Origin of the sequence: Psychrobacter sanguinis (genome assembly GCF_020736705.1) — a bacterium.
In the GTDB taxonomy this organism is placed as follows: domain Bacteria; phylum Pseudomonadota; class Gammaproteobacteria; order Pseudomonadales; family Moraxellaceae; genus Psychrobacter; species Psychrobacter sanguinis.
The window spans coordinates 1056646-1081104 of sequence record NZ_CP085990.1 but is presented as its reverse complement, the minus strand read 5'-3'; the positions used below and the strand labels follow the sequence as shown (position 1 = coordinate 1081104).

The 24459-nt window shown below is 42.7% G+C and carries 18 protein-coding genes; 9 read left to right on the top strand and 9 right to left on the bottom strand.

Annotated features, from left to right (window positions below; translation table 11 throughout):
• Positions 1 to 182: 182 nt before the first annotated feature.
• Positions 183 to 656 carry a hypothetical protein gene (locus tag LK453_RS04515; protein ID WP_201541538.1) on the bottom strand — a complete coding sequence of 158 codons (474 nt, stop codon included), beginning with the start codon at positions 654 to 656 and terminating at the stop codon, positions 183 to 185.
• Positions 657 to 913: 257 nt separating this feature from the next.
• Complete coding sequence (lnt, locus tag LK453_RS04510) at positions 914 to 2488, bottom strand: apolipoprotein N-acyltransferase (protein ID WP_201536165.1); 1575 nt, start codon at positions 2486 to 2488, stop codon at positions 914 to 916.
• A gap of 437 nt (positions 2489 to 2925) precedes the next feature.
• On the opposite strand from lnt, the gene recG reads away from it, so the two are divergent.
• The 3 genes from recG to LK453_RS04495 all read left to right on the top strand — a co-directional run bounded on the left by recG (position 2926) and on the right by LK453_RS04495 (position 8163).
• Positions 2926 to 5172, top strand: coding sequence for an ATP-dependent DNA helicase RecG (recG, locus tag LK453_RS04505; protein ID WP_201536181.1), 2247 nt, complete (start codon positions 2926 to 2928; stop codon positions 5170 to 5172).
• A 232-nt stretch (positions 5173 to 5404) separates the two neighbouring features.
• Complete coding sequence (locus tag LK453_RS04500; protein WP_007394826.1) at positions 5405 to 6319, top strand: DMT family transporter; 915 nt, start codon at positions 5405 to 5407, stop codon at positions 6317 to 6319.
• 104 nt (positions 6320 to 6423) lie between these two features.
• On the top strand, positions 6424 to 8163 hold the full coding sequence (locus LK453_RS04495; protein ID WP_007394825.1) for a flavin-containing monooxygenase: 1740 nt from the start codon (positions 6424 to 6426) through the stop codon (positions 8161 to 8163).
• A 218-nt stretch (positions 8164 to 8381) separates the two neighbouring features.
• On the opposite strand, the gene LK453_RS04490 is transcribed toward LK453_RS04495, so the two are convergent.
• Entirely contained in the window at positions 8382 to 9299 is a 918-nt protein-coding gene (locus LK453_RS04490) for a DJ-1/PfpI family protein (RefSeq protein ID WP_007394824.1), read from the bottom strand.
• A 317-nt stretch (positions 9300 to 9616) separates the two neighbouring features.
• A complete protein-coding gene (locus tag LK453_RS04485) occupies positions 9617 to 9781 on the bottom strand; it encodes a hypothetical protein (protein ID WP_007394823.1) in 165 nt (54 codons plus the stop codon).
• A gap of 679 nt (positions 9782 to 10460) precedes the next feature.
• On the opposite strand from LK453_RS04485, the gene LK453_RS04480 reads away from it, so the two are divergent.
• Together LK453_RS04480 and LK453_RS04475 are read left to right on the top strand one after the other, a co-directional pair.
• On the top strand, positions 10461 to 12077 hold the full coding sequence (locus tag LK453_RS04480) for an alkaline phosphatase (protein ID WP_007394822.1): 1617 nt from the start codon (positions 10461 to 10463) through the stop codon (positions 12075 to 12077).
• A 100-nt stretch (positions 12078 to 12177) separates the two neighbouring features.
• A complete protein-coding gene (locus LK453_RS04475; protein ID WP_201536187.1) occupies positions 12178 to 13860 on the top strand; it encodes an alkaline phosphatase in 1683 nt (560 codons plus the stop codon).
• A gap of 162 nt (positions 13861 to 14022) precedes the next feature.
• Here the strand turns inward: LK453_RS04475 and LK453_RS04470 are convergent, their stop codons facing one another.
• Both LK453_RS04470 and LK453_RS04465 read right to left on the bottom strand, forming a co-directional pair.
• Complete coding sequence (locus tag LK453_RS04470) at positions 14023 to 14556, bottom strand: DUF2058 domain-containing protein (RefSeq protein WP_007394820.1); 534 nt, start codon at positions 14554 to 14556, stop codon at positions 14023 to 14025.
• A gap of 169 nt (positions 14557 to 14725) precedes the next feature.
• Positions 14726 to 15820, bottom strand: a complete 1095-nt coding sequence (locus LK453_RS04465; protein WP_007394819.1) for a PTS transporter subunit IIC — start codon at positions 15818 to 15820, stop codon at positions 14726 to 14728.
• A 340-nt stretch (positions 15821 to 16160) separates the two neighbouring features.
• Between LK453_RS04465 and LK453_RS04460 the strand changes: the two genes are divergently transcribed.
• Positions 16161 to 16760, top strand: a complete 600-nt coding sequence (locus LK453_RS04460) for an O-acetyl-ADP-ribose deacetylase (RefSeq protein ID WP_007394818.1) — start codon at positions 16161 to 16163, stop codon at positions 16758 to 16760.
• A 30-nt stretch (positions 16761 to 16790) separates the two neighbouring features.
• Here the strand turns inward: LK453_RS04460 and LK453_RS04455 are convergent, their stop codons facing one another.
• Together LK453_RS04455 and LK453_RS04450 are read right to left on the bottom strand one after the other, a co-directional pair.
• Complete coding sequence (locus tag LK453_RS04455) at positions 16791 to 17519, bottom strand: glycosyltransferase (protein ID WP_201536190.1); 729 nt, start codon at positions 17517 to 17519, stop codon at positions 16791 to 16793.
• A 165-nt stretch (positions 17520 to 17684) separates the two neighbouring features.
• Positions 17685 to 19109: an FAD-binding oxidoreductase gene (locus LK453_RS04450; RefSeq protein ID WP_007394816.1), complete on the bottom strand. Its 1425-nt coding sequence runs from the start codon at positions 19107 to 19109 to the stop codon at positions 17685 to 17687.
• Between the two features lie 516 nt (positions 19110 to 19625).
• Here LK453_RS04450 and LK453_RS04445 point away from each other — a divergent pair.
• Together LK453_RS04445 and LK453_RS04440 are read left to right on the top strand one after the other, a co-directional pair.
• Positions 19626 to 20780 (top strand): OmpW/AlkL family protein, encoded by a 1155-nt coding sequence (locus LK453_RS04445; protein WP_007394814.1) that lies wholly within the window; start codon positions 19626 to 19628, stop codon positions 20778 to 20780.
• A gap of 174 nt (positions 20781 to 20954) precedes the next feature.
• The gene (locus tag LK453_RS04440; RefSeq protein ID WP_007394813.1) at positions 20955 to 21668 is read left to right on the top strand and encodes an MOSC domain-containing protein; all 714 of its coding nucleotides are present in this window, start codon (positions 20955 to 20957) and stop codon (positions 21666 to 21668) included.
• Positions 21669 to 21865: 197 nt separating this feature from the next.
• Here the strand turns inward: LK453_RS04440 and LK453_RS04435 are convergent, their stop codons facing one another.
• A complete protein-coding gene (locus LK453_RS04435) occupies positions 21866 to 22174 on the bottom strand; it encodes a hypothetical protein (protein WP_201536193.1) in 309 nt (102 codons plus the stop codon).
• A gap of 936 nt (positions 22175 to 23110) precedes the next feature.
• Between LK453_RS04435 and LK453_RS04430 the strand changes: the two genes are divergently transcribed.
• On the top strand, positions 23111 to 24418 hold the full coding sequence (locus tag LK453_RS04430; protein WP_201537333.1) for an efflux RND transporter periplasmic adaptor subunit: 1308 nt from the start codon (positions 23111 to 23113) through the stop codon (positions 24416 to 24418).
• Positions 24419 to 24459: the final 41 nt, after the last annotated feature.

Here is a 24459-nt window from a genome sequence, read left to right as displayed (position 1 = left end):
CCGCTCTATCATATAGATAAAGCGGGTTTTAGCGTATTTTATATCTTAAAAGTGACGCATCACTCACAAACTACCTGAGGCAATATAACCGATAAGCCAATACCAATAAATAGTATTAACGAACCGTTATAGCACGGTCTCAGCTGATTTACCTGAGCATTCATCAAGTGATACACAGCGTCCTATTGAGCAGGCGCAGGCTGTGTTGTCTCTGCAGAAGCATCTGCACGTTTCGCCTCATCGGCTGCAACGTCTGTAGCAGTAGATTGCGATTCAGTAGCATCTGATGACGCTTCAGCAGTTGCAGACTCTTCAGTCGCAGTAGGTGTACCCATTGTCGCTGATTTACCTTCTAATGCGGCAGGGGTAGCATCTGTAGCTGTGGCGTCAGTTGCTGTCGCTTCTGTTGCTGTCGCTTCTGTTGCTGTAGCATCTGTTGTAGCGGCATCTGTAGCTGCCGCAGGCTCTGCAGCTGCGGGTTTAGCAGCCTCTTCTTTAGCAGGTTCAGCCACTGCAGCTTTAGGCATGTCATGATTTCCTGCAGGGCGTAAGAAGGCTGAAATACCAATAAGAAGTACAATAGCCAAAAACGCAGCCGTACCTATCATGGCGTAGGTAAATTCTTTCTTTGGGTTATTTTGGCTTGCATCTGCCATAGGTCACCTATCTGTATTATTTGATAAAGGTTTAAGAGGAGTTAGTCCTCTGCAATATAGTCTTTTAAAGTGTGGTAGTAACTCTACATTCCCCGTAATGACTACGCTTCAGCACTATACCACAGTCAGAACCGTTCACATATCTTGCTATTATATCGCAATTTGCTATCTTTTGTGAAAACGCCCTGTCCAATTTGTGGATTAGCAGTGTATTTTTACATATCCCTGTCAATACGAGAAGGATTTTTTAGGTACGATTATTGCTTATTACCGCGTTTTCCGAGATAGCTTAACAACAACATTAGGCCTATTAATAATAAAACAGGCGTATTACCAAAGCGCACATAAGGGGTTGTCCCTGTACGCGACTGCACTTCACCGCGCAATACGGTGCGTTCAAATTGAGGCGCTCGGGCCACAATTTTACCAGTATGGTCAATAATAGCCGTTACCCCAGTATTGGTGGCACGCATAAACCATCGACCCGTCTCCAAAGAGCGCATCTGTACCATCTGTAAATGCTGTAAAGGACCGGCTGAGGTGCCAAACCAAGCATCGTTAGATATGGTCAGTAAAAAGTCTGTATTTTGTGCATTGCGGCGCGTCGTGTCTGGATAAGCCACTTCGTAGCATACCGCTGACCCTAAGTTATGTCCTCTCACCTTTAGAGGAGATTGATTTTCAGGACCACGGCTATAGTTCAGAACCTCTTGACTGCCTGCCAAACCTGGGAATAAATCTAATGCCCCCTGGAATGGGATATATTCTCCAAAAGGAACTAGATTTTGTTTTTTATACAGCCCTTCTGCTTGCGCCCCTAAGGCAATCACACTGTTATAAAAAGGCGCGTATTTATCGGTTTCTTTGTTATAAGCCGCTTCATCTTTATAAGGAATGCCGGTTACCCAGGTGGTGTCTGTTTCCTTAGCGACTTTGACCACTTCCGTCATAAACGGCCAAGCTTCGGTCTGAAACATCGGAATAGAAGACTCAGGCCAAACAACCAAATCTTGCCCCCACTCAGTCCTACTCAGCGTGGCGTAAATCTCAAGGGTCTTATAACGGTATTCGGTTAACCATTTTAAGTCCTGAGGAATATTACCTTGTACCAAAGATACTTTCAGGTTGGGGGTATTTTGTTTGGGTTGGGTCCACGCAGGATTGACCAGCCAAAGCCCGATACTCACTGCTAAAAACAGGGCGGCAACTACCAAGTAACCGGCGCGTTTGCGGAAAACATCCACCAAACTTGTGGCCAATAAAACCGCCACAAAAGATACCGCGAATACCCCAGCTACCGGTGCCAATGAAGACAACCAATACTGCTCGGTAAAAGCATAGCCAACAAACAACCAAGGGAAACCGGTTAAAAACCATGTTTTCATCCACTCTTGCAACACCCAAAGGGCCGCAAAAGCCAAAGGCTGTTTGCCCACAAAATGGTTAAAAATCCAAGCCATAAAGCCATGGAACAGACCCATACCTAGCCCCATAACCGCAATTGCCAACAAAGCTAAAGGCGCAGGTATGTCACCATAATCATGAATTGAAGTATACAGCCAGAATGCACCCACACACCAAAGCCCCATACCGTAAGCCTCACCTATAATAAACGCCCGCTTATTGGACATAGGAGACAACAGTAAAGCATACAATAGGGCAGGAGAGATCAATGCGATAATCCAATACCCATAGGGGGCAAGCGATAACATAAACATCGCCCCTGCCAACCAAGCCACAATCACAGCAGTACCAATCGGCATCAAAGACGCTTGCTGCTCGTTATAGGGCTGATTTAATCTATCTTGGACGTGTTGGGTTGAGGCTCGCATGACCGCTCCGATTACTGGTAACTTAGGGTAGTTAATCAAAAACCTGCTCAGCATTACATGCCAGCAGGTCGGTATCAATAATACTGTTCTGTCTTAACTGATAAAACAGTCATAAACTGTACAAGAGGGTAAAAGAATTCACTGAAAAGGGCAAATGAATTGCCACGTTTGTTTAGAGGGAAATATAAACCACATTCATCAAAGGATAAAACCACCGATACTGTCCTATTGGCTTAGCCTATACTATACGTATTATATGCCTATCATAACAGTCTACACCCCAAAAATGTTGAGGCAGATAACAGATAACCAATTCCCTCTGAAGAATCGCAGCAATATACTCTATAATCTTAGGTAAATACTGTAAAAATTTTGTCTAAATGCCCTATTTCTAGGTCCCTACTTGGCCTTTAATAACGCTATCAAAGAGGCTAATTATGCCGATATCATCTCCTAACATCCCAGAAAACAGCACAAACACAACCAGAGTGGCCACGGCCGTAGACCTGCCTGTGCATGTCTTAGCGGGCGTCGGTAGTAAAATTGAAGGGCAACTTGAGCAGCTGGGCATTAAGCGTTTATTCGACTTGCTATTACACTTACCACGTGGCTATGAAGACCGCAGCCGTTTGGTCAATATCAATGAGTTACAAGATGGTCAATCCGCCCTTATCGAAGGCGAAGTCACCTATGTTGATAACAAACGCAGCGGTATGACGGTGGTAATCGAAGATGCGACAGGTGCTCTGCAATTGCGATTCTTCAAAGTTTATGCAGGCTTGGTACAAACCATGACCTTAGGCACGCATTTAAGACTGTTTGGTGAAGTCAAAATTAGCCGTTATGGCATTCAAATGGCGCACCCTGAATACAGCATCGTATCACCCGGTGCCCCAGTCATTAATACCGGGCTACAGCCCATTTATCCGACGGTAAAGGGCCTGCACCAAAACAAATTACGTACTTTACTTAAGCTGGCATTACAAACTGTGCATCAGCAAGGACTGCCTCTGAGCGTATTCAATAGCGCAGACTGGGAAGCGGTCAATCATTTACCCGCACCCTTGCCCAAAAACAGTTATGGTTTACCGTTACCGAATGCCCCTGTTACACCAATCAATCCTGGTAGTTCACCCCAAGCACCGAGTTGGCAGACCCTGACTTTATTTGAGGCACTGACCTTAATCCATACGCCGCCGATGCACACCGATATTGGTTTGCAAGCGGCTCAATTGGCACAGTTAAAAGACCGGGTACATCCTGCTTGCCAACGCTTGATTGTGGAAGAGCTTACGGCGCATCAGTTAAGTATGTTATATCGCCGCAAGCAGCTACATCAGCACAAAGCGCCTAAGTGCGATAAACATAGCTCTCTCGCAGATAGGCTGTTGGCCAATTTGCCGTTTAGTTTAACCAAAGCTCAAGATCGGGTAATTAACGAAATTACCAGTGACATGGCCACTTCTGTGCCTATGTTACGCTTGGTACAAGGCGATGTGGGTGCCGGTAAAACTCTAGTGGCGGCACTAGCCGCCTGTTATGCCTTAGACAGTGGCTGGCAAGTTGCAGTGATGGCACCGACTGAAATTCTTGCTGAGCAGCATCTAATTAACTTTAAGTCATGGTTTGAACCCTTAGGTATCGGGGTCGGCTGGTTGGCAGGCAAGCAAACTGCCAAGCAGCGCCGTGAAGCTTTAGAAGCTGTTGCTGAAAATGAGGTGCAAGTGGTGGTCGGTACCCATGCCCTATTCCAAGATGCCGTAGTATTTGCCAAGTTAGGGCTAGCCATTATCGATGAGCAGCACCGCTTCGGCGTCGAGCAGCGCATGGCATTGACTGACAAAGGGGTGGCTGACAGTACACCACATCAGCTCATTATGACCGCTACTCCGATTCCGCGTACTTTGGCAATGAGTGCCTATGGCGACATGGACACCTCTATTATTGATGAGCTGCCTCCTGGTCGCACCCCGATTACTACAGTCACTATTGACCGTGCCCGCCGCGATGAAGTGATTGAACGCATTGCTATCAATTGTAAAGAAGGTAAGCAAGCCTATTGGGTCTGTCCGCTAGTGGATGACTCTAATACCTTGAATGCGCAAGCAGCGGAGGCAACTTACGCTGATTTAAGCGAGCGCTTAGACATTCGCATTGGTATGGTGCATGGCAAAATGAAGGGCGCTGAAAAGCAAGCGGTTATGGCTGCCTTTAAAAATGGCGAGCTTGATTTATTGGTGGCCACTACCGTGATTGAGGTCGGTGTTGATGTGCCTAATGCTTCGTTAATGGTCATAGAAAACGCAGAACGATTGGGTCTATCACAGCTGCATCAGTTACGAGGTCGAGTCGGTCGTGGTTCGACCAAAAGTTTCTGTGTGCTGTTGTACCAAACGCCCTTATCAGAGACGGGTATTGAGCGTCTTAATGTCCTGCGTGACAGTAACGACGGCTTCGTTATTGCTCAAAAGGACTTACAACTGCGCGGACCGGGCGAGCTATTGGGCAAACGTCAGACCGGTAATGTGGGCTACTATGTATCTGATCTCAGCCGTGATGAAAACTTATTAATGATTGCCAGCCATCTGGCCAAACGCTTAATTAACGACGATCAGCGCAAAGCAGAAGTGACCCAGCTTATTCATCGTTGGATGCCCGAGGCCAGTAAATACACCAATGTTTAAAGGACAGACAGCAATAAAGACTCATAGGCAAGCAATTAGATAAGAATAAAGGCAGATAGACAAATAGGCACACAAACCAAACGATTTAACAGAAAAATAGTTCTGCTATTGAGGGTTCAATGTGATTATAATCACTAATAATTTTACACTAGTACAATATTACAGAGCGTAATAACTGACCCATAGCCTAGTATGTGCTTATTTACCTCTTTTGTTAACATAGGATGTTACAGTGACTCAGCGCGACCTTATCACGTTTATTAGCCTTGCCTTTATGTGGTCGTTGTCCTTTATATTTTATCGAATCGGTGTGCCTGAATTTGGTTCGGTGGGCTTTGCCAGTCTTCGTGTGGTCTTAGCCGGTCTGACCATGTTACTGTTTGTTCTGTTTAATCCAAAAAATAGAGAAGGTATTCTCAAGCACTGGAAAATGCTAGCGGTCGTTGGTCTGTTCTCGACGGCCATTCCTTTTACCTTGTTTGGATTTGCCGCAAAATCAGTCAACGCCGGGGTATTGGCCGTATTGAATGCGTCTGTTCCGATGATGAGTGGGGTTATTGCCAGTATGTTCTTTAAGGACAGACTGTCTAGAAAGCAGCTGCTGGGTCTGGCCATTGGTATTATCGGGGTGGTGATATTGATGAGCGAAACTTTCATGGGCTTATTTGCGCCCAGTACAGCGGACAATGCACCACTTGGCTCACAGCTGTTGCCGATGGGGCTGGCATTATTTGCCTGTATTGGCTATGCCGCAGGCGCTAACCTCACTCGAAACTATCTGAGTCATGTTTCCCCTATTGCCATTACCGCAGGGTCACTGATTATAGCCAGTGTGGTGATGCTACCAGTTAGTATTTACGCCTTTCCTTACGGTCAGTCTATCAGTCTAAAAGCTTGGTTTTCAATCCTCTGTATTGGGGTAATATCAACTGCCATTGCTCTGATATTTATGAACCAACTGATCAAAAACATTGGTCCCGTTCGAGCCACCAGTATTACGTTGGTCATTCCTATTTTTGCCATTATTTTTGGTTATATCTTGCTGGATGAATCTTTGGATGTTTTTGCTATTGTCGGCTCTATGGTTATCTTGTTTGGTACTTACCTATCTTTAGACTTATCCTTTAAGAAACTGGCGAAATCTTAATTTAGCACGCATAATGAATGTTAAAGAGAGTCTATCTGTCTATTCTATGCCCCACCCTATGTTATGACCTGTTTTACCCATATCATAAGACTCAAGGATGAATTATGCGTCTGTTATCTAAGCTAAAAACGATTGTTAAAACCTCGACCCCGTCAACTACGACCTTAACTTCTATTCTTAAGGAATCAGAAGCGATAGAAACGGCCCCTATTTTTACCTTGGCAGATAGACTCCCGCAGCTGCCAGCTTTGCCGAATATACCCAGACGTGCCTCAGCCAGAGTGCGCCAATTGCTGCCAAGCGTGCCGTTTGTCAGCAACAAGCCACAGTTAGATATCTTAATTATTGGGGCAGGTATCTCAGGTATTGATATGGCGACCCATATTTCCCGAGACAAACGACTGTCTAAGTCTCTAAAAAAAGGACGGGTGGCCATCGTCGAAAAAAGAGACGCTATCGGCGGTACTTGGGATTTATTCAAATATCCTGGCGTACGCTCAGATTCAGACATGACCACGTTTGGCTTTGCGCATCGCCCTTGGATGGGCAAAAAGACTTTGGCGGACGCTGCTTCTATCAAAAACTATATTGAAGACACGGCCAAAGCAGGCTCTATTGATTCGCTGATTCAATTTAATACCAATGTGTCGCAAATTGAATGGTCAAGCGAGCGGAAGTATTGGACGGCTACTTTAGTCGACGTCAATACTGGCAACACTCGAACCATCACCAGCCGTTTTATTATCGGTGCTACCGGCTACTATGACTTTGATCAAGGTTATCAGCCTCACTTTACCGGTCAAGAGCAGTTTAAAGGTCAAATCATTCATCCTCAACAGTGGCAAGATGATATCGTCTATGACAATAAACGAGTGGTGGTAATTGGCAGTGGCGCCACAGCGGTCACCTTAGTCCCTGCTTTATTGCAACCCAACCATACAACCCCTAGCCAGACTCCGCAGAGCGCCGCCCATGTCACAATGTTGCAGCGTTCGCCTACCTATATCGGTAGTGTGCCTAGTGAAGATGATAGCTTAAACACTCTGAGCAAACGCTTTAACCTAAATACTCAAACCGCTTATACTTTGGTACGTTGGCGCAATATTCTTGCCCAACAAGGTCTGTATCGTTTTGCCCAAGTCGCGCCTACCCTTATGAAAAAAGGGCTAATCAGCCGAGCCAAAAAAGAGCTTAAAGGTAGCGATGTCGATATCAAGCACTTCCAACCAAGCTATGACCCGTGGGATGAAAGGTTATGTGCAGTCCCTGACGGGGATTTGTTCAAAGTACTACAGACCCCCAATGCTGAAATTGTGACCGACACCATAGAATATATGACAGACAGTGGTATCCAATTAACTTCAGGACGTCATTTAGAGGCAGATATTATTGTCAGCGCCACAGGACTAAAGCTACAAATGTTGGGCGGTGCTCAAGTGATAATCGATGGAGAGAGGGTACAAGTGAATCAGCGCATGACCTACAAAGCGGTGCTGGTAGAAAATGCCCCTAATTTAGCAGTGTTATTCGGTTATACCAATGCTTCTTGGACTCTAAAAATCGACTTGGCCTGCGACTATATCGTCCGTTTATTGCGTCATATGCAGCAAAATGGTCATAACAAATTTGTGCCGAATTCAATAGCCACTGACGGTGATACTGCCATCAAGCAGTCTGATACGGTTATGGGTGCGCTAAGTGCCGGCTATATACGTCGCGCCGAAGATGTGTTGCCGAAGCAAGGCGACCGTTACCCTTGGCATGTGACCAACAATTATCTCAGTGACATTATTATGCTGAAATATCAACGTATCGAAGACAAGTGGCTCAAGCTTTCTAAGTAATACATAAATTAGATGGCTATTTAATTATTAAATCCACTCCAATTTACTTATTCTGTTGTCAGTAGCCTTTAAAAAGGTCATAAATGCAACTTACTAAATCAAAGCACTAAATAAAAGTATGCATCTATAAAAAAGCCCTTGGAAACCAGAGTTGCTATTGGCAGTCTGTTTCTAAGGGCTTGTCTATCAGATCTTATAGTTAAAGTAAAACTGTTACCCTACTTCACTTTTTTTAAGAGCGTTTCTGTGGCCAATTTACCAAAATCATTGGCTGCCAGTGGACCATCTCCCGAAATTAGCTTTCTATCTTGATGGGTGTGACCCGAGGCCAATTTGTTGGTGATGGTAACCCCTAGTGCTTCCAACTTTTCATTAAAGTACCAAGGCATCTCACCGGGTAAATAGCCCATCTTAGGCAGTTGCTTGTCCATCACATCTGGGAAAGCCACGATATCGTAATCCTTATAGATAAAGTCGCTGTTAAATGAACGGTTACCGTCAGCCTCAAGCTCTTCTGGACGTTCTAAATTAGCAGATAATAATGCAGCAGGACCATGACAAATAACTAAGGTGTATAAGTCGCTCTCGTGAGCCCAACGCAATAACTCACCCAAATATTTGTTTTCTGGTAAGCCAAGCATCGCGCCATGTCCACCTGGGATAAAAATAGCAGCATAGTCCTCACTGTCAGCCATTTTATTTTTCACAAAGTCTTCTATACTCTGTGGCGCTTCACGTTTTGACTGGTAACTGCTATAAATTTCTTTTACCTTTTCATCTTCATTGGGCATTGCCCATTGCTCAATTTTCACTGATTCCCCAGTAGGCGTAAAGATATCTACCTCAAACCCTGCTTTTTTAAAATGTAGTAATGGCACAAACATCTCAACAGGATGATTACCTGTATCAAATTTCTTACCATTTTCCATGGTCATATATTGCTCTTGAGTACAGACCATCAGTATCTTTTTGTCACCCTGATAAGGCGTTTCATAATCGGTATCATCATAATTGGTCTTTTCAGGGGCAGCTAGTTTTAGCGCTGTTTGTGCAGGGATATAAACGCCATCTTCTGTCTCTTGTGCCTCAAAACCTAAAGCTTCTTTGAAGCTGTCTAATGTCTCTTTAATATTCATTATTATTTACCTAGTTTATAGTGAGTTTATAGAGCTAATAATTTATACAGTTAGGGTTAATAGGGTTATATCTTTCTATTTAATTTGGCTACTTATTTTTAATGAACTAGCTTAATCGGTTGTTATTTATTCTTTTTTCTTTGTCTTTACCACTCATTCAATTTAGCAAATCATTGCTTTATTAAATAGGTGACAGGTTTTGTTTTTCGTAAGCTTTGTTGATACTGCGTATAGGCACTGTCTCTAAAACGCTTATTTTTAAATAAAAAAAGAGGCCAGCAATGCTGACCTCTTTTTTGATAAGCGATTTATGACGCTTATTTTTTGTCTTTCTTAGCTTTTTTGTCTTTCTTAAGCTCTTTTACTTTTTTATCTTTAAGCTTATCAAGCTCTTTTACTTTCTTCTCAATTTTCTTTTCTGCTTTTTTGATGTCTTTTTTCAGGTCTTTCTTCATTTCTTTTAGCTTAGAATTATTAGCCATGTCTGACTCCTTTATTTTATTTTATAACTACAAATTTTATGGTACACACTTTATGATTAAACGTTGCGATAAATTGCAATAACGTATTATCGGGACTTATGTGATAAAGCAAGCTAGCCCATTAAAACTGGTCCATAGCTTGCTTAAATAGGTCTTAACTTGATAGTAGCAGATTGCATTTATAAAACAAGATACTACTGTATTCAGTATGTAATATTAACTTACGCTACCTATTTTTTTTAATGTGTTTAAATAAAAGTTATCTAAATAAAAATCACCAAAAATAAATCGCTTTAAATAAAAATTGCTGAAATCGCAAATTACTAGGCAACACCCTTTCATCATACGAGATTATCAGGACTGCTATAAATATCATACGAATCATCTTCCTTTAGCCATTCCTCAATTTACTTCGGGCATATAAAAAGCATCGCTGAGATATTTTTAAGTTAGCCAATGAAGTATTACAAAGTATTCAATATAGTCCTCAAATTGACGTAACTCTTTTACTTTTTTCTAAATAGGCTCTATTTTCTGATTTACAGTATTTCCCATATTTTTCCATAAAGTAACCAGCTTGTAACACCAAACTGTTAAAAAAGATTAAGTATAAAAAATAATCTAAATAACAACTCCAAATAATGAATTCACATACAGACGGCTTACTTAGGATAATAATATGACCCTTCAAAAAACTGGCATAACCCACCACCCTATTCTCAAAAAAGCATACACCACATTAGTGGCGATAACCTTAACGGGAATGTGTGGCACAGCAATGGCAAAAGTGTTGCCTGATTATCAAATGACTAGCCCTTGGTTCACAGAGGCACAAGCCAGTGTCAAAAACAAAGTTTCTGCAAGTAAGGATTTGGGTCACGCCAAAAATGTCATCTTGTTCGTCGGTGATGGTATGGGTATCTCAACCTTAACCGCTGCTCGAATTTTGGATGGTCAGCAAAAAGGGATGCTCGGTGAAGAGAACTATTTAAGCTTTGAGCGTTATCCCAATACCGCTTTAATCAAAACCTACAATACCAATCAACAAACGCCTGACTCTGCAGGAACCATGACCGCAATGGTCACTGGGGTAAAAACCCGTGCAGGCGTTCTGAATATAGCGCCAGATGCCCTACGCGCTGATTGTGCTAGCTCAAAAGGCCGTGAATTAACCACGTTATTTGAATACGCAGAAGCTCAAGGCCTATCAACAGGAGTGGTCACTACTGCTCGTCTCACTCATGCCACACCAGCCGCTACCTATGCTAAGACTTCTGAACGTAACTGGGAAAGTGATGACAAGCTGACCGATGAAGCCAAAATGAATGGCTGTAAAGACATTGCCACCCAATTCGTTGAGTTCGGCACGCAGCCGGGTCAAGGTGATGGTATTGATGTCGCTTTTGGTGGCGGTCGTCGTCATTTTATCAGTAACAACGCCATCGACAACGAAGGTAAAAAAGGCAAACGTACCGACGGTCAAAACCTTATAGACCTATGGAAAGCTCGCACCGGTGGAGTCTATGTGGAAGATCAAAATAGCTTTAATGCCATTGCTGATGATGCCGATAAGGTCCTTGGATTATTTAACTCATCGCATATGCAGTATGAGTCCGACCGTGGCAATGATAAATCTGGTGAACCGTCATTGATTGAAATGACCGCTAAAGCCGTACAGCTATTGGAAAACCGCAGCACCAAAACGGGCAAAGGCTATGTATTGGTTGTCGAGTCTGGACGTATCGACCACGCACATCATGCAGGTAATGCTTATAACGCTTTAGAAGACACTATTGAATATTCTGAAGCCATTGATACTGCACAGAAAATGGTGAGTGACGACACTTTAATCATGGTCACCGCAGATCACAGTCATGTCTTTACCATTGCCGGTTATCCTCAACGTGGTAATCCTATCTTAGGTAAAGTGTCTGGTACAGATGAGCATGGCTTGCCAAAGTCTATACCTGATCTTGCCTTAGACAATAAGCCTTATACCACACTTAGCTACGGTAATGGCCTCGGCTATCGTAACCTTGGTCAAGAAACCGATGCCGACGCTGCTTATGATGCTGATCCTGAAGCAGGTCGTCGTGATATCAGTGCCATCGATACCACCCAGCCAGGCTTCCATCAAGAAGCGTTAGTGCCCCTGGATTCAGAGTCACATGCGGGTGAAGATGTCTCCCTGCACGCTATGGGTCCAGGCTCGGCCTATGTACAAGGTGTGATGGAACAGAATGCGGTGTTTCATGTGATTAATAAAGCCTTAGGTCTTGAGGTTATGGCTAAATAGCGGCTAGCAATGAGTTGGCCTATTTATTAAAAAATAAAACCTATAGATAAAAAAATAACTAAATAAAAATATTAAGTCGCACACCGACCGGAGAAATCTTATGTTGCATCGCACAAAGCTAAATAATAAAAACATGTCTGCTAAAACGTTACTAACCATAAGCGTTACCTTAATGTTAGCCACTCTGACAGGTTGTAGCACTATGGCTACTGACACGCCAACAACATCAGCTACCACAATAGAGGCACCCCTTAATGCGGAAAGCAAAGCTTGGTTTAATGCTGGGGCACTAAAAGTGGCACAAAACGAAGCAGAAGTTAAAAAAATGATAGCAGATGCTCGCCAACAAGCTGCTCATGAGCAGGGTCAAGCTAAAAACATTATTCTATTTATTGGCGATGGTATGGGCGTATCAACGGTAACGGCCGCTCGTATTTTAGATGGACAGAATAAAGGACACTCAGGAGAAGAAAATTTACTTTCTTTTGAAAAAATGCCATATGCGGGCTTTATCAAAACCTACAACACCAATCAGCAGACTCCAGATTCTGCAGGTACCGCCACCGCGATACTAACCGGCGTTAAGACCAAAGCTGGGGTACTGGGGGTAACAGACCGTGCCAATCGTGCCACCTGTGCCGGTGACAAAGGTGAGAAAAATGCCAAACTAGTCACTGCGCTTGAGCTTGCTTCTATGGCGGGTAAAGCAACTGGTATTGTGACCACTGCTCGTCTTACTCACGCTACCCCTGCTGCGGCCTATGCCAAAACTTCTGAGCGTAACTGGGAAAGCGATGACAAACTTACTGATGAAGCCAAACGTTATGGTTGTAAAGACATTGCCACTCAATTCGTTGAGTCGCCTTATGTAGATGTGGCATTTGGAGGCGGTCGCCGTCACTTTATCGCTAAGACCACGACTGACCTAGAAGGCAAGTCTGGCAAACGCCTAGACAAAAAAGATTTGACTCAAGTATGGCAGCAAAGCACAGGCGGTATTGTGGTACAGAATCAAGCCCAATTTAATGCAATACCAGCAAATTCTAAAAAAGTATTGGGCTTATTCAACTCCTCACACATGCAGTACGAAGCGGATCGCAAGAATGATAAATCAGGCGAGCCCTCTTTAACCCAGATGACGGTTAAAGCCATTGACTTATTGAGTCAAGATAAGGACGGCTACTTTATGTTGGTTGAATCGGGCCGTATTGATCATGGTCATCATGCCGGTAGCGCTTATAACGCCTTAACAGATACTGTTGAGTTCTCAAAAGCAGTAGACGCGGCGATGCGTAAGACTTCACCACAAGATACCTTAATCATTGTGACCGCTGACCACAGTCATGTCCTTAGCTTAGCAGGTTATCCTACTCGTGGTAACCCAATATTAGGTAAAGTGAAGGGTAATGATGAACATGGCGAACCTAAGTCTGACTTGGATCTCGCCACAGACAAAAAGCCTTATACCACGCTAAGCTATGCCAACGGTCTTGGTTTTCACAACTTAAATAGTGAGACTGATGCCGATGCCGTCTATGATGAAGAGGCGGTGAGCGGTCGTGACAATCATGACTTAACGAAAGTGAATACCTTAGCACCTGGATACCATCAAGAAGCTTTAGTACCTTTGAAATCAGAAACTCACGCTGCTGAAGATGTGAGTATCTATGCTCGCGGTCCTGGGGCAAGCTTGGTATCGAGCACCAGTGAGCAAAACGAGATATTCCACATCATGAACTATGCGGGTAACTTAATAAATCTAGCGGAGACACATCAGCGCTAGGATTGCTAGGATTGGTTTAGGAAAAAGCGAAAACTTAAACCTAAAAAAGAGGCTCATCTAATGAGCCTCTTTTTTATCGCTATACATAAACGTTATGCACCAAGGTTTTATACAGCGATAGTTACGTGCTTTGTTATTTATTGCCGCACAGACAACCTAGTACTACCACATTAAGTCATCAGGAATAACGTAAGCAGCGTACGGATCATCTTCAGCCGACCCATCCGCTGCCTTGTCATTAGACTCGACGATAAAACCTTCCATTTTCTGATTAATACGATCTGCTAATGGACGAGGCAATAACGCATAGCCTTCCTCTAGTCGTGCGATACTAACGTGACCGGCTACTATTTGATCAAATAGCTTCTGGGTAATATTTAATTTTTTAATTTTAGAATCATCAACAAAGCGATATTCGATATCGCCGCTGGTCTCAGTAATCTGGTGCTGTTGAATCATTTGTACGATATTGGCCTTTAAAGTCTTCTCCTCTAAGGCCTGTTGTTTTTGTTGATTCAGCTTTTGGTCTCTTTCCAACTTCTCAGCTTGGGCCTGTGCGACTGATTGCTTAATTTCAGCATCTGCCGCATTACCGGTACGTTTGGCATGTTGGGCTTGTTTGGTTAGTTTTTTGGCTTTTTTGCTGTCAACCAATCCTGCTTTTAGCAATTGAGCCTGAAGGGCATTTTTTGCCATAATAAAATCACCTAAATCAGAAAATCTAACATTAAAATAAAAGAACGAAATGAGATAAAAGAATAAAAGTTAATAAAGGCATGGTAACAAGTTTTGCCTAAGACTGTCAGCGTTTTCATTGCCACTCATATTATGACTATCACACGCTTTTAGTATTAAAACAGAAGCTTTAAGGCAATTTCATATCGCCCGCTTCAATCCAGCCAGCACGTCGCATCAGCCAAGCTACTAAACCTGCAATCAGTGCAGGTAATATAAACATTAATAGTGCAATGGCTAACCAAATCTGGCTAGAGCTTAGTACGCCTGCTGAAGCCTCTAACACCCCAAACACACCCACAAAACCTGCCGTCCCCATACCTGCCCCACTGGCCGTGCTCATTAAGCCAAAGCCAACTGTGGCGATAGGACCGACGATTGCACTGGCAATCACTACCGGCAATAAAATAATTGGCTTTTTAAATATATTGGGAATCTGCAGCATACTGGTGCCCAGACCTTGAGCAACTAACCCGCTCACACCATTGTCTTTATAACTGGCTACGGCAAAGCCAATCATATGTGCCGCGCAGCCGACCACTGCTGCACCGCCAGCTAAGCCATCCAAACCAATGGCAATACAGATGGCCGCACTTGAGGTGGGCATAGTCAATAACAAGCCAACCACCACAGAAATAACCACACCCATCATAAACGGCTGTAAATGGGTGGCACTTTCAATACCTACCCCAATACTATTGACCAAACTAACCACCGGTGGATTGAGCCAAGCGCAGACTGCCAATGCCACCAAACCTACTGCCCAAGGTACTAAGATAATATCGAGCTTGGTTTTGCCTTGAATCCAGCTGCCTGCACGATAGGCAAAAACGGTGGCCAAATAAGCCCCAATAGGGTTACCAGGTATGGCCAAAAAGGTCGCTGGTGCCCTAGTTTGTGCTGTGAACAAATTGCCGGCCATTAAAGCTTCAGAATGGGCTCCCATCATCCCAGCTACCAAACAGGCAAAGACCACTAAAGTTGGCGCTTTAAGATAATAAGCGATACCGACACCAATACCCGCCCCCATTAACAGAGAAGCCAACTTACCCAAGTCCATCAATAGTGGCATGTCGAGTGCTAAGCCCACTTGAGAGAATATTAATCCCGCAATTAAAGTGACGAACAGCCCTAAGGCCATGCCAGTAAAGGCATCAATAAAGTATTTATTAAAAAAATTAATCACAGGCGGAGGTAAGACAGAATTAGAAACTGATGAAGTCATAACGACATTCCTAGGGAAACAAGGTATACAGGCAGAAGGCAGCCCTCCATAGCTAACCGTCTAAGAACAGCTATCAACAGACAATTATATAGACAGTTTACAAATAAAGGACGGTTTGATACGGGGTTATTCTAGCGGTTTTTAGAATTTACAGCTTTAATAACTTTAAAGTTTTGATAATTTTATAGTTCTGACAATTTTATAGTTCTATTAGCTTTACAGCTTTAATAACTTTTTACCTCTAATAATTAGGTGCTTAACACTTAAAAGCTAGAAATTTAATAGATAGGTCGTCAGTTATAATCGATAAGGTACAAACACCGTTGCTAAGGAGTCAATCATGAGCACCCCGCCTATTTTGTGTCAAAAGAAGATAAATATTACAGATAATCAAGATGATGAATGTCTTTTCACTATAAAAGTAATCCAAGCTGACATCACAACCTTACAGGTCGATGCCATCGTCAATGCGGCTAACTCAACCTTGTTGGGCGGCGGCGGAGTAGATGGGGCCATTCACCGCGCTGCAGGACGAGAGTTGGTGGCCTACTGTCGTACCCTGCAAGGCTGCCCAACTGGAGAAGCTAAGATAAGCCCTGGCTTTAAGCTACCCGCAAAATATGTTATCCATACTGTCGGTCCAGTGTGGCACGGAGGAAGTAGAGGCGAGGCTGAGTTACTGGCCAACTGCTATCGTAACTGCATTGACTTAGCACAGCAGAATAATATTACCAGTATTGCCTTTCCTGCCATAAGTACTGGCGTATATGGCTATCCTATTGCGGATGCCACTGACATTGCTATTCACAGTGTGATTGATAGAGTTAAGCAGGCAACTTTGTCAGGCAGTATGATTGAAAGTGTCATTAAAGAGGTTATCTTTTGCTGTTTTTCAGCGTCTGATGCGGACATATACCAGCAAAAGCTGGCAGCTGTTTAGATATAGGGGCAGCCTATTCATAGTGACCGCCTATTTAGGTTTATAGTGACCAAAATCATAACGGATTTTTTGATTGCGTATTTCACCTTTAAATAGCCGGTGAATATTAGCATAAAGATATTTGCTGCCGGTTTTGAATATGCCGTCCTGTTTTAGTCGTCTGGGATCAAAGGTAAAACCCATCGGCAACATCCGAAACTTGGTATGACGGCTGGCTCGATTGACATAATCACAGTCTTCGCACAGCGTGATGCTACTGTCAAAACCGTTGATAGCGTCATGGACAGACTTAGTAGAAAACAAGCAGGCACCGATGGCGGTCGGAAACATAAACTGAGTAAGGGCTATTCCCACATTAAACAGTTTGTACCCTAAACTATAACGCTTAGGCAGACCTTTTGGAGAGAGATAAACCCCTGCTACTTCAAGATTTTTGATAGTGAGATGCTGCAGGGCTTTTTGTAGAAAATCAGGCGGCAAACGCACATCGGCATCCAAAAAAAGCAGACGCTGATGCTGAGCCAATCCTGCCCCTGTATTGCGTCCCGAACACACCCCTCGGGCCAGCATTTGTTCAACATGTAGACGGGGCAAACGACTGGCATAACCTTGGGCGATGGCACAGGTCTCATCCTCGCTATTTGAATCAACAACGATAACCTCAAAGTCTTGGTGCGTCTGTTGCGCTAAGTCTTCAAGTAAGCTGCCGATACGTTCAGCTTCATTTAAAGTAATAACTATAATACTGAGTGGTAACACGAAGCTATCCTATATTGCATACTGCGAATACGATAAAGGTCATACCAATTCGAGACTGGTATGACCTATGCTACGACGTCAATGTGTCAATATGATTATAAGAACTTCGATTGTCGATTTGTTTTTTTGTTTATTTTTTAACCTTTAGCAACCAACTAATTTGGCTTAGACCACTGCTTCTGGCGGCCAAATTTTGCCTGGGTTCAAAATATTTTTGGGGTCTAACGCTTGCTTGATAGCTTGCATCAGTAGCACAGCATCACCATGCTCATGCTGCATATATTTTTGTTTGCCCTGACCAATACCATGTTCGCCAGTACAGGTACCGTCCATATCGATGGCTCGTTTTGCCAAACGGCCAACCAAGGCTTCTGCGGTTTGCACTTCCTCAGGATTGTTAGTATCAACCAGTAGTAGCACATGGAAATTACCATCGCCCACGTGTCCTACAATCGGTCCTACCATGCCGGACGCTTCAATATCTTTTGCGGTTTCGCTGACACATTCTGCCAGTCTGGATATAGGCACACAAGCGTCAGTAGAGAGGGCCTTAGCTTCAGGACGTAGCGCACAACTGGCAGGATAAGCATTGTGGCGCGCATGCCATAGCTTATTACGTGCTTCCTCATTACTGTCCCAAGCAAAGTCTGAACCGCCACACTCTTCTACAATTTCTGCAAAGATTTGCGCTTGCTCTTGTACCCCTGCTTCACTGCCATGAAACTCGACAAATAAAGTCGGCATTTCTTTCAAGGTTAAGTTGGAATAACGGTTACACGCTTTGACCTGTAGTGTGTCTAGTAGCTCAATACGGGCAATAGGCAGACACATTTGAATGGTCATCATTGTTGCTTCGCAGGCCGCTTCCACTGTTGGAAAATGACAGATACCACTACCGATACACTCTGTAATGCCGAACAGTTTTAAGGTAATCTCGGTCACAATCCCTAAAGTACCCTCTGAGCCTATCATCAATCTAGTTAGATCATAGCCTGCTGCTGATTTTTTGGCACGAGTGCCGGTCTTGATGATTTTGCCGTCAGCCGTGACCACTTCTAACGCTAAGACCACATCCTTCATCGTACCATAACGTACCGCATTGGTGCCTGAAGCACGAGTTGCCACCATACCGCCGATGGTCGCATTGGCACCTGGATCAATTGGGAAAAATAATCCCGTATCACGTAGATAGTGATTAAGCTGCTCGCGGGTAACGCCTGGCTGAACAGTTACCGTTAAGTCTTCATTGTTGACTTGTAATACTTCGTTCATTTCACTCATATCGATGCACAAACCACCGTATGGGGCATTTAATTGACCCTCTAATGAAGAGCCAATCCCAAAAGCAATTACTGGCATTTCGTACTGATGACAAAGAGCGACAGCTTTAGCAACATCCTGCTTGTCTTTGGCCACAAGGACCGCATCTGGCGGTTGATTTTCGAGCCAAGTCATGGTGTGAGCATGCTGTTGACGTGTGGTCAAATTGACGCTCAGCTGTTCGCCAAATAATTGTTTTAACTGCTCAATGGCATCGCTATAATCTTTTTTAAAAGTCGGTTCTGACACCATAGTTAAATTATCACTCATGCATTTCACCTTTCATTAGTCGATTTTGACTTTAATTTGATTTTTTAGTTTAAACACTATTAGCGATTAATAATTCTTGTTCATTGATAAAACTATTAATGACTTTTTGCTTCTTGGTTGGTAACTCTTCGCTTCTTTATAATAAGTAAATTGGCAGTTCTATTTCAATGAAGACTATAAACCTTTGGTTTTATAAGCAGTTATGTCATTTATTTTAATCATGGCAATTGACTATCCTGCCTAAGTTTTCTAGAATGAAGTTGTTATTGAAACATTTATTAATAAGTTAACACTTTGCTATAACAAAAATGTTTTAATCTATTAAGGTGTAGGAAGTCTACAAGGATGTTAGACGTTTTGGTTTGATTACTTTTACGGCATTTTTCTCAAAACCTCTACTCTCAACCTCCATTATAAGATAGATTGTCCTGTCATAAATATACTTACTGCTAAGTATCTCGTTAATCGGTTTGATTATCGCTGTTGTTATCATTTTCTTTCATACAAGGATGTATCATGAAAAAGACCCTATCCATTGCCTGTGCTATGGCTGTCCCTTTGTTATTTAGTCAATCCGCTACGGCCGCATTTGATTATTTCAAAAAAAGCGATGATGGCTTTAAACGCTTTTCTGTCTCTGCAGGTTGGCTACATGCTAAGCCTACGGGCGATGCTACCCCCGTTAGAAACAATACTGCTATTAAAGAGGGTACTGACGCTAAGAATGGTAGTATCACTGCTGGTGAAGTAAAAGAAGTTATTGATCGAAATCAGTCTGCTGAAGTTTTAGCAAAAGTTGATCCTGTATTTGGTACTGATAAGATGCCAGGTATACTCCCATCCAATACAGATTTATCAAACGTTAAATTTCCTTTACCTCTTGGAGACGTATCAGGTAACACAGTAATTAATGGTTTGGGTAGTTTTGCTACCCCAGGTACCGGCCTAGAATCTGATACCGTTGATACTTTAGGCATGTTACTGACCTACTATGTCGATGACCATTGGGGTGTAGAAGTCAAAGCAGGTATTCCGCCCACAGTAGATATTTTAGGCAAAGGTGAAGTCATTGCTCCTTTTTCTGGCAAGGTAACCCCAGGTGCAGCTGCTGAAAGCTTAACCGGTAGCTTCGATATCAAAAAAGACATTCAAATCACGGATATGACTCAAGGTGGCGGGGTCGCTTCTAGTGCTCGTGCTTGGTTGCCTGCTGCTTTAGTCCAGTATCAATTTGGTAAACAGGGTGTGAATAAATTCCGTCCTTATATAGGGGCGGGTGTGATGTACGCTTATTTTGATGATATTGAGTTAAACCCAGGTATCGGTAGAGATTTGCAGATTGCCGCTGGTCGATTACAGCTTATCCAAGATGGTAAGGCAGGTGCTGCACTTGGCTCAAAAGAAGCTGTGCGTGACAACATAGATGCAGGGGTTGCAGATATGCGTGTTAAAGTTGAGGCAGACAGTGCTTGGGCCCCTATTCTTAACGTCGGTGCTACTTATGACTTTGATGAAAACTGGTTCGCTGTGGGTTCAATCAGCTATGCAAAATTAGACAGCGATACCACTATTACTGTCAAAAATAAAGCAGGGGATCAGCTAATTGAAGCCAAATCTAATATCGATATCGACCCTTACATCACTTATCTAGGTGTGGGTTACCGCTTCTAAGTTAAGCTATTGATACTGAAATATACAAAACGCATCTAGGACATAGGTGCGTTTTTTTATGTCTGCGTTTTGATTCTAACGCTTTACTTTAATTTGGCTTTTTACTTTAAACAGTTAAAAAACTACGGCGCATTTTGATATAGTAAATAAATCATCACCTTAACGAGCTTTGTCATGACCCAGTCTCACACTAATCCTCAAACGCTGCCCTATCACATTGCCACCCTAAAATCGGTACGCACTGGCAAGGCACTGCCATTCACTCGAGAGCAACTTAGTGCCATTAATAAAGCGCCTATTAAACAGCCTGTTGCAGTGAATTATTTGGGCTTAGTCACTGATGAGCAAGCTGACAGACGTCATCATGGTGGCCATCTAAAGGCCGTTCATCAAATGAGTCCTGCCACCTATGATAGGCTCAATCAAGAGTTCCAATTAAAGTTAAGTATTGGCCTATTGGGTGAGAATTTGACCACCGTCCCTGTCTCTGGGGAAGACGATATGACCGAAGCCAATGTCTGTATCGGCGACGTGTATCAATACGGTGATGGCGATGATTGTGTTCAGCTACGTGTGGTACAGCCGAGAAGACCGTGTTACAAAATTAATGACCAAATCGGAATGGCAGCCAGCAAAAGAAATATTGCTTCTTGGATTACCAGTCAAGGTATCTCTGGTTGGTATTTTCAAGTCGTTAAAGATGGCATCATGGACCATGAGTTACCCGTATATTTGATTGAACGTCCCTACCCATTTGCCACCCTTGAGAAATTATGGGCGATCGCTAATGATAAGAAAGCAATTGATAAGGTAATCATAGAGCGTTGGCTAGATATTGAGTGTTTGGAGAGCAGTTGGAAAAAAATGTTAGCCAAAAAAATAAGCTAAGAGTTATAAAAAGCCCGTTGGACTTATTCCTTTAAATCTATGATCCGTTAAACCTATGATATAGAAAAAACAGAAAAGTATAAAAAAGAGGGCTAACCGCCCTCTCTTCTTTTTAACTTTTATTTTCTAACCTTGTATGATTAATACACCATCACTTAAGGTTGTTCACAATAAGGCCCTTTGTCCTCTGCTATTTACTATTGCGCTCTAATATGGCGACTTTCTTGTACTTCTACTTGACCAGGCTGTGTGGCTTGTAATTCACCACGCTTGTCTTTGATCTTTTGTTGTAGGGTAATTGGGGTAGCGTCAACATTACCACCCGCTTCACCCGCTAATCTAGGTGCTGAATTAACCGCTGATTGAGCCTGAGCAGGTTCTTGTCCCTGGGCCATATCTTGTTCACCCTGATTATTGTCTTGTTCTACTTGATTATCTTGTTCTACTGGCTGCTGTAAACCATTGGTTGTGCGTTTTGAAACATCTTGAGTATTTTTAGTTTTCATAATTGTTCTCCAAAAATTAACCTATGATAAGAGGCAATATATTTATATGAAAAAATATCTATACCACAAAAGTAGCCGATAACGGTTAGGCTCAACGCTAAATCAAGTTTAATAAAGTCAAATAGAGACCCTATTTCTCTTTAACTAGAACTAATCCCAACCTTCAAATGACTGTTTTTGAACAATAAATATTTAATTGTTGTATTTGAAACCCGACTCAATCAAACAATATGATGTATCTATGAATTATATTTAGATAAATTAGGGACTATAAATATCATCAAACCAGGTCATCAAATATAAGCCTCTACTATTGTCTTCTTAAGTTTTAACGGCTATCTTCTACTATCTCGTTCAAATTTCTCTAGTTCAAACTTCCCTAGTGCAAATTACCTAAGAATTTGTTAGAAAATTGGCTAAACTCTAAAACCAGTAATCCATATTTTATAGAAGACATTCCAGTTATAACCTTTTATATTAGTTTTAACCTTTTATAGTATAGAGAGCATACAAATTATTTTTATACCGGCTTTGTTAGTTTTTTCTTATGAAGTTGTATGCAACTGAGCACTTTATTTGCGCAATTGTTATTTATTAGTGTCATTATTAACGGTAAAGAAGTCTTCACAACTTAATTTTTAATAACATCGTTAATCACTTAATTAATAACGTTCAAATAATTAGTAAGTACGAATGGCTTAAGATTAATGAGTGACTTGATAAAAATTTAATAAGCGGCATAGACCGCTCTCTATTCATTCAAAAATATAAACATTGTATTTTACTCATAAGCCAATAAAGCTCTTTGAATCAAAACTGTGTTGATAGTCCTGCTAAACAATTTAGTACGATATGTCCCTAAACATAGGCGCTATATTTAACGTATAATTTAAATTATTTTTTATTTATCCAAACCAATGTGTTTGTGAGACCGATATGACAAGTAATTCTGATCCTAATCAAAAAACGCCGATTGAGACCTCCACTCCCTCAACGACGGATGAGTCCTATACTCCTTATATTGCAGACGAGGTAAAGTCTAAGCCGAATTGGTTGTGGTTGTTACCGCTACTACTGGTGACCTTAGTCATTGGCTTATTCGCAGGCCGTATGTGGGGAGAAAAGCAGCCAGGAGATGACGCACTTAACACAGAAAGATCTGTGTCACCTCAGGTAGGCACCGCCACTGGAGTCACTGAAATTGAAAAAGAAGTGAATCAAAAGCCGGTACTTACCGTAGAAACGGTGACCTCAACTCAATCTAGTGTTACTAAGGACTTAACCGCTGACGGTACCATTAGTCCAGAGACCACCTCTTCGGTTAGTGGTAAGGTCAATGGCGTAGCTATCGATAGAGTATTGGTAAAAGAGGGCGATCAAGTAAAAAGAGGTCAGGTCCTTGCTATCTTCGATACGGATGCGATGCAACAGCAGTTGATTCAAGCAAGAGCTGAACTCGCAGAAGCGGAGTCTAGTTATGACTTGGCCAAACGTGATGCAGAACGAGTGTTGCCTTTGCTTAAAATCAATGCGATTAGTCAACAAGAAGCCGATCGTTATGTGGCTACTGCCAATCAGGCTTCTGCGTCAGTAGCTGCCTCAAGAGCCCGTTTGAACAATCAAAATCTTAATATGCAAAATGCTAAAGTAACGGCACCTGTGAGCGGTGTTATTAGTGAAAAAACAGCGAATGTCGGAAGTGTGCCTGGTCCTGAACCTCTGTTTACCATTATCGAAGAAGGGAAACTTGAATGGCAAGCGCAGGTTGATCCCAATAAAGTGGGTCAAATTAACGTCGGCACACCGGTTGAAGTCAGCCTACCCAATAACAAAAGCGTAATGGGCAAAGTAAGTCGTATCTCACCGACAGCAGAAGACGGCAGTCGCCAGATTACAATTTATGCCTCACTTGCTAGACATCCTAATGCGCGAGCGGGTATGTATCAGCGCGGTACCTTCAAGTTGGGTGCGGATGCTAAACCTACTATACCTGTGAGTGCTGTGGTGACCCAAGATGGCTATGATTATGTGATGCAAGTTAAAGCGATTAAAGATGAAAATCGTGACACCATATATCGAGTCAGCCGAGTCAAAGTTAAATTGGGTGAGCGCCAAGGCGATCGCGTAGTATTACTTGAGCCACTTGAAGGAGAAGGTAATATCGTACGTCAAGGAGGCAGCTTCTTGAGTGATGGCGATATTGTGACTTTAGCCAAGCCTGAACCCGCTAAACCCACTAAGTAACGCCTTATTACCGCAAAGCCTAGGACGGTGATTGTGCCTTT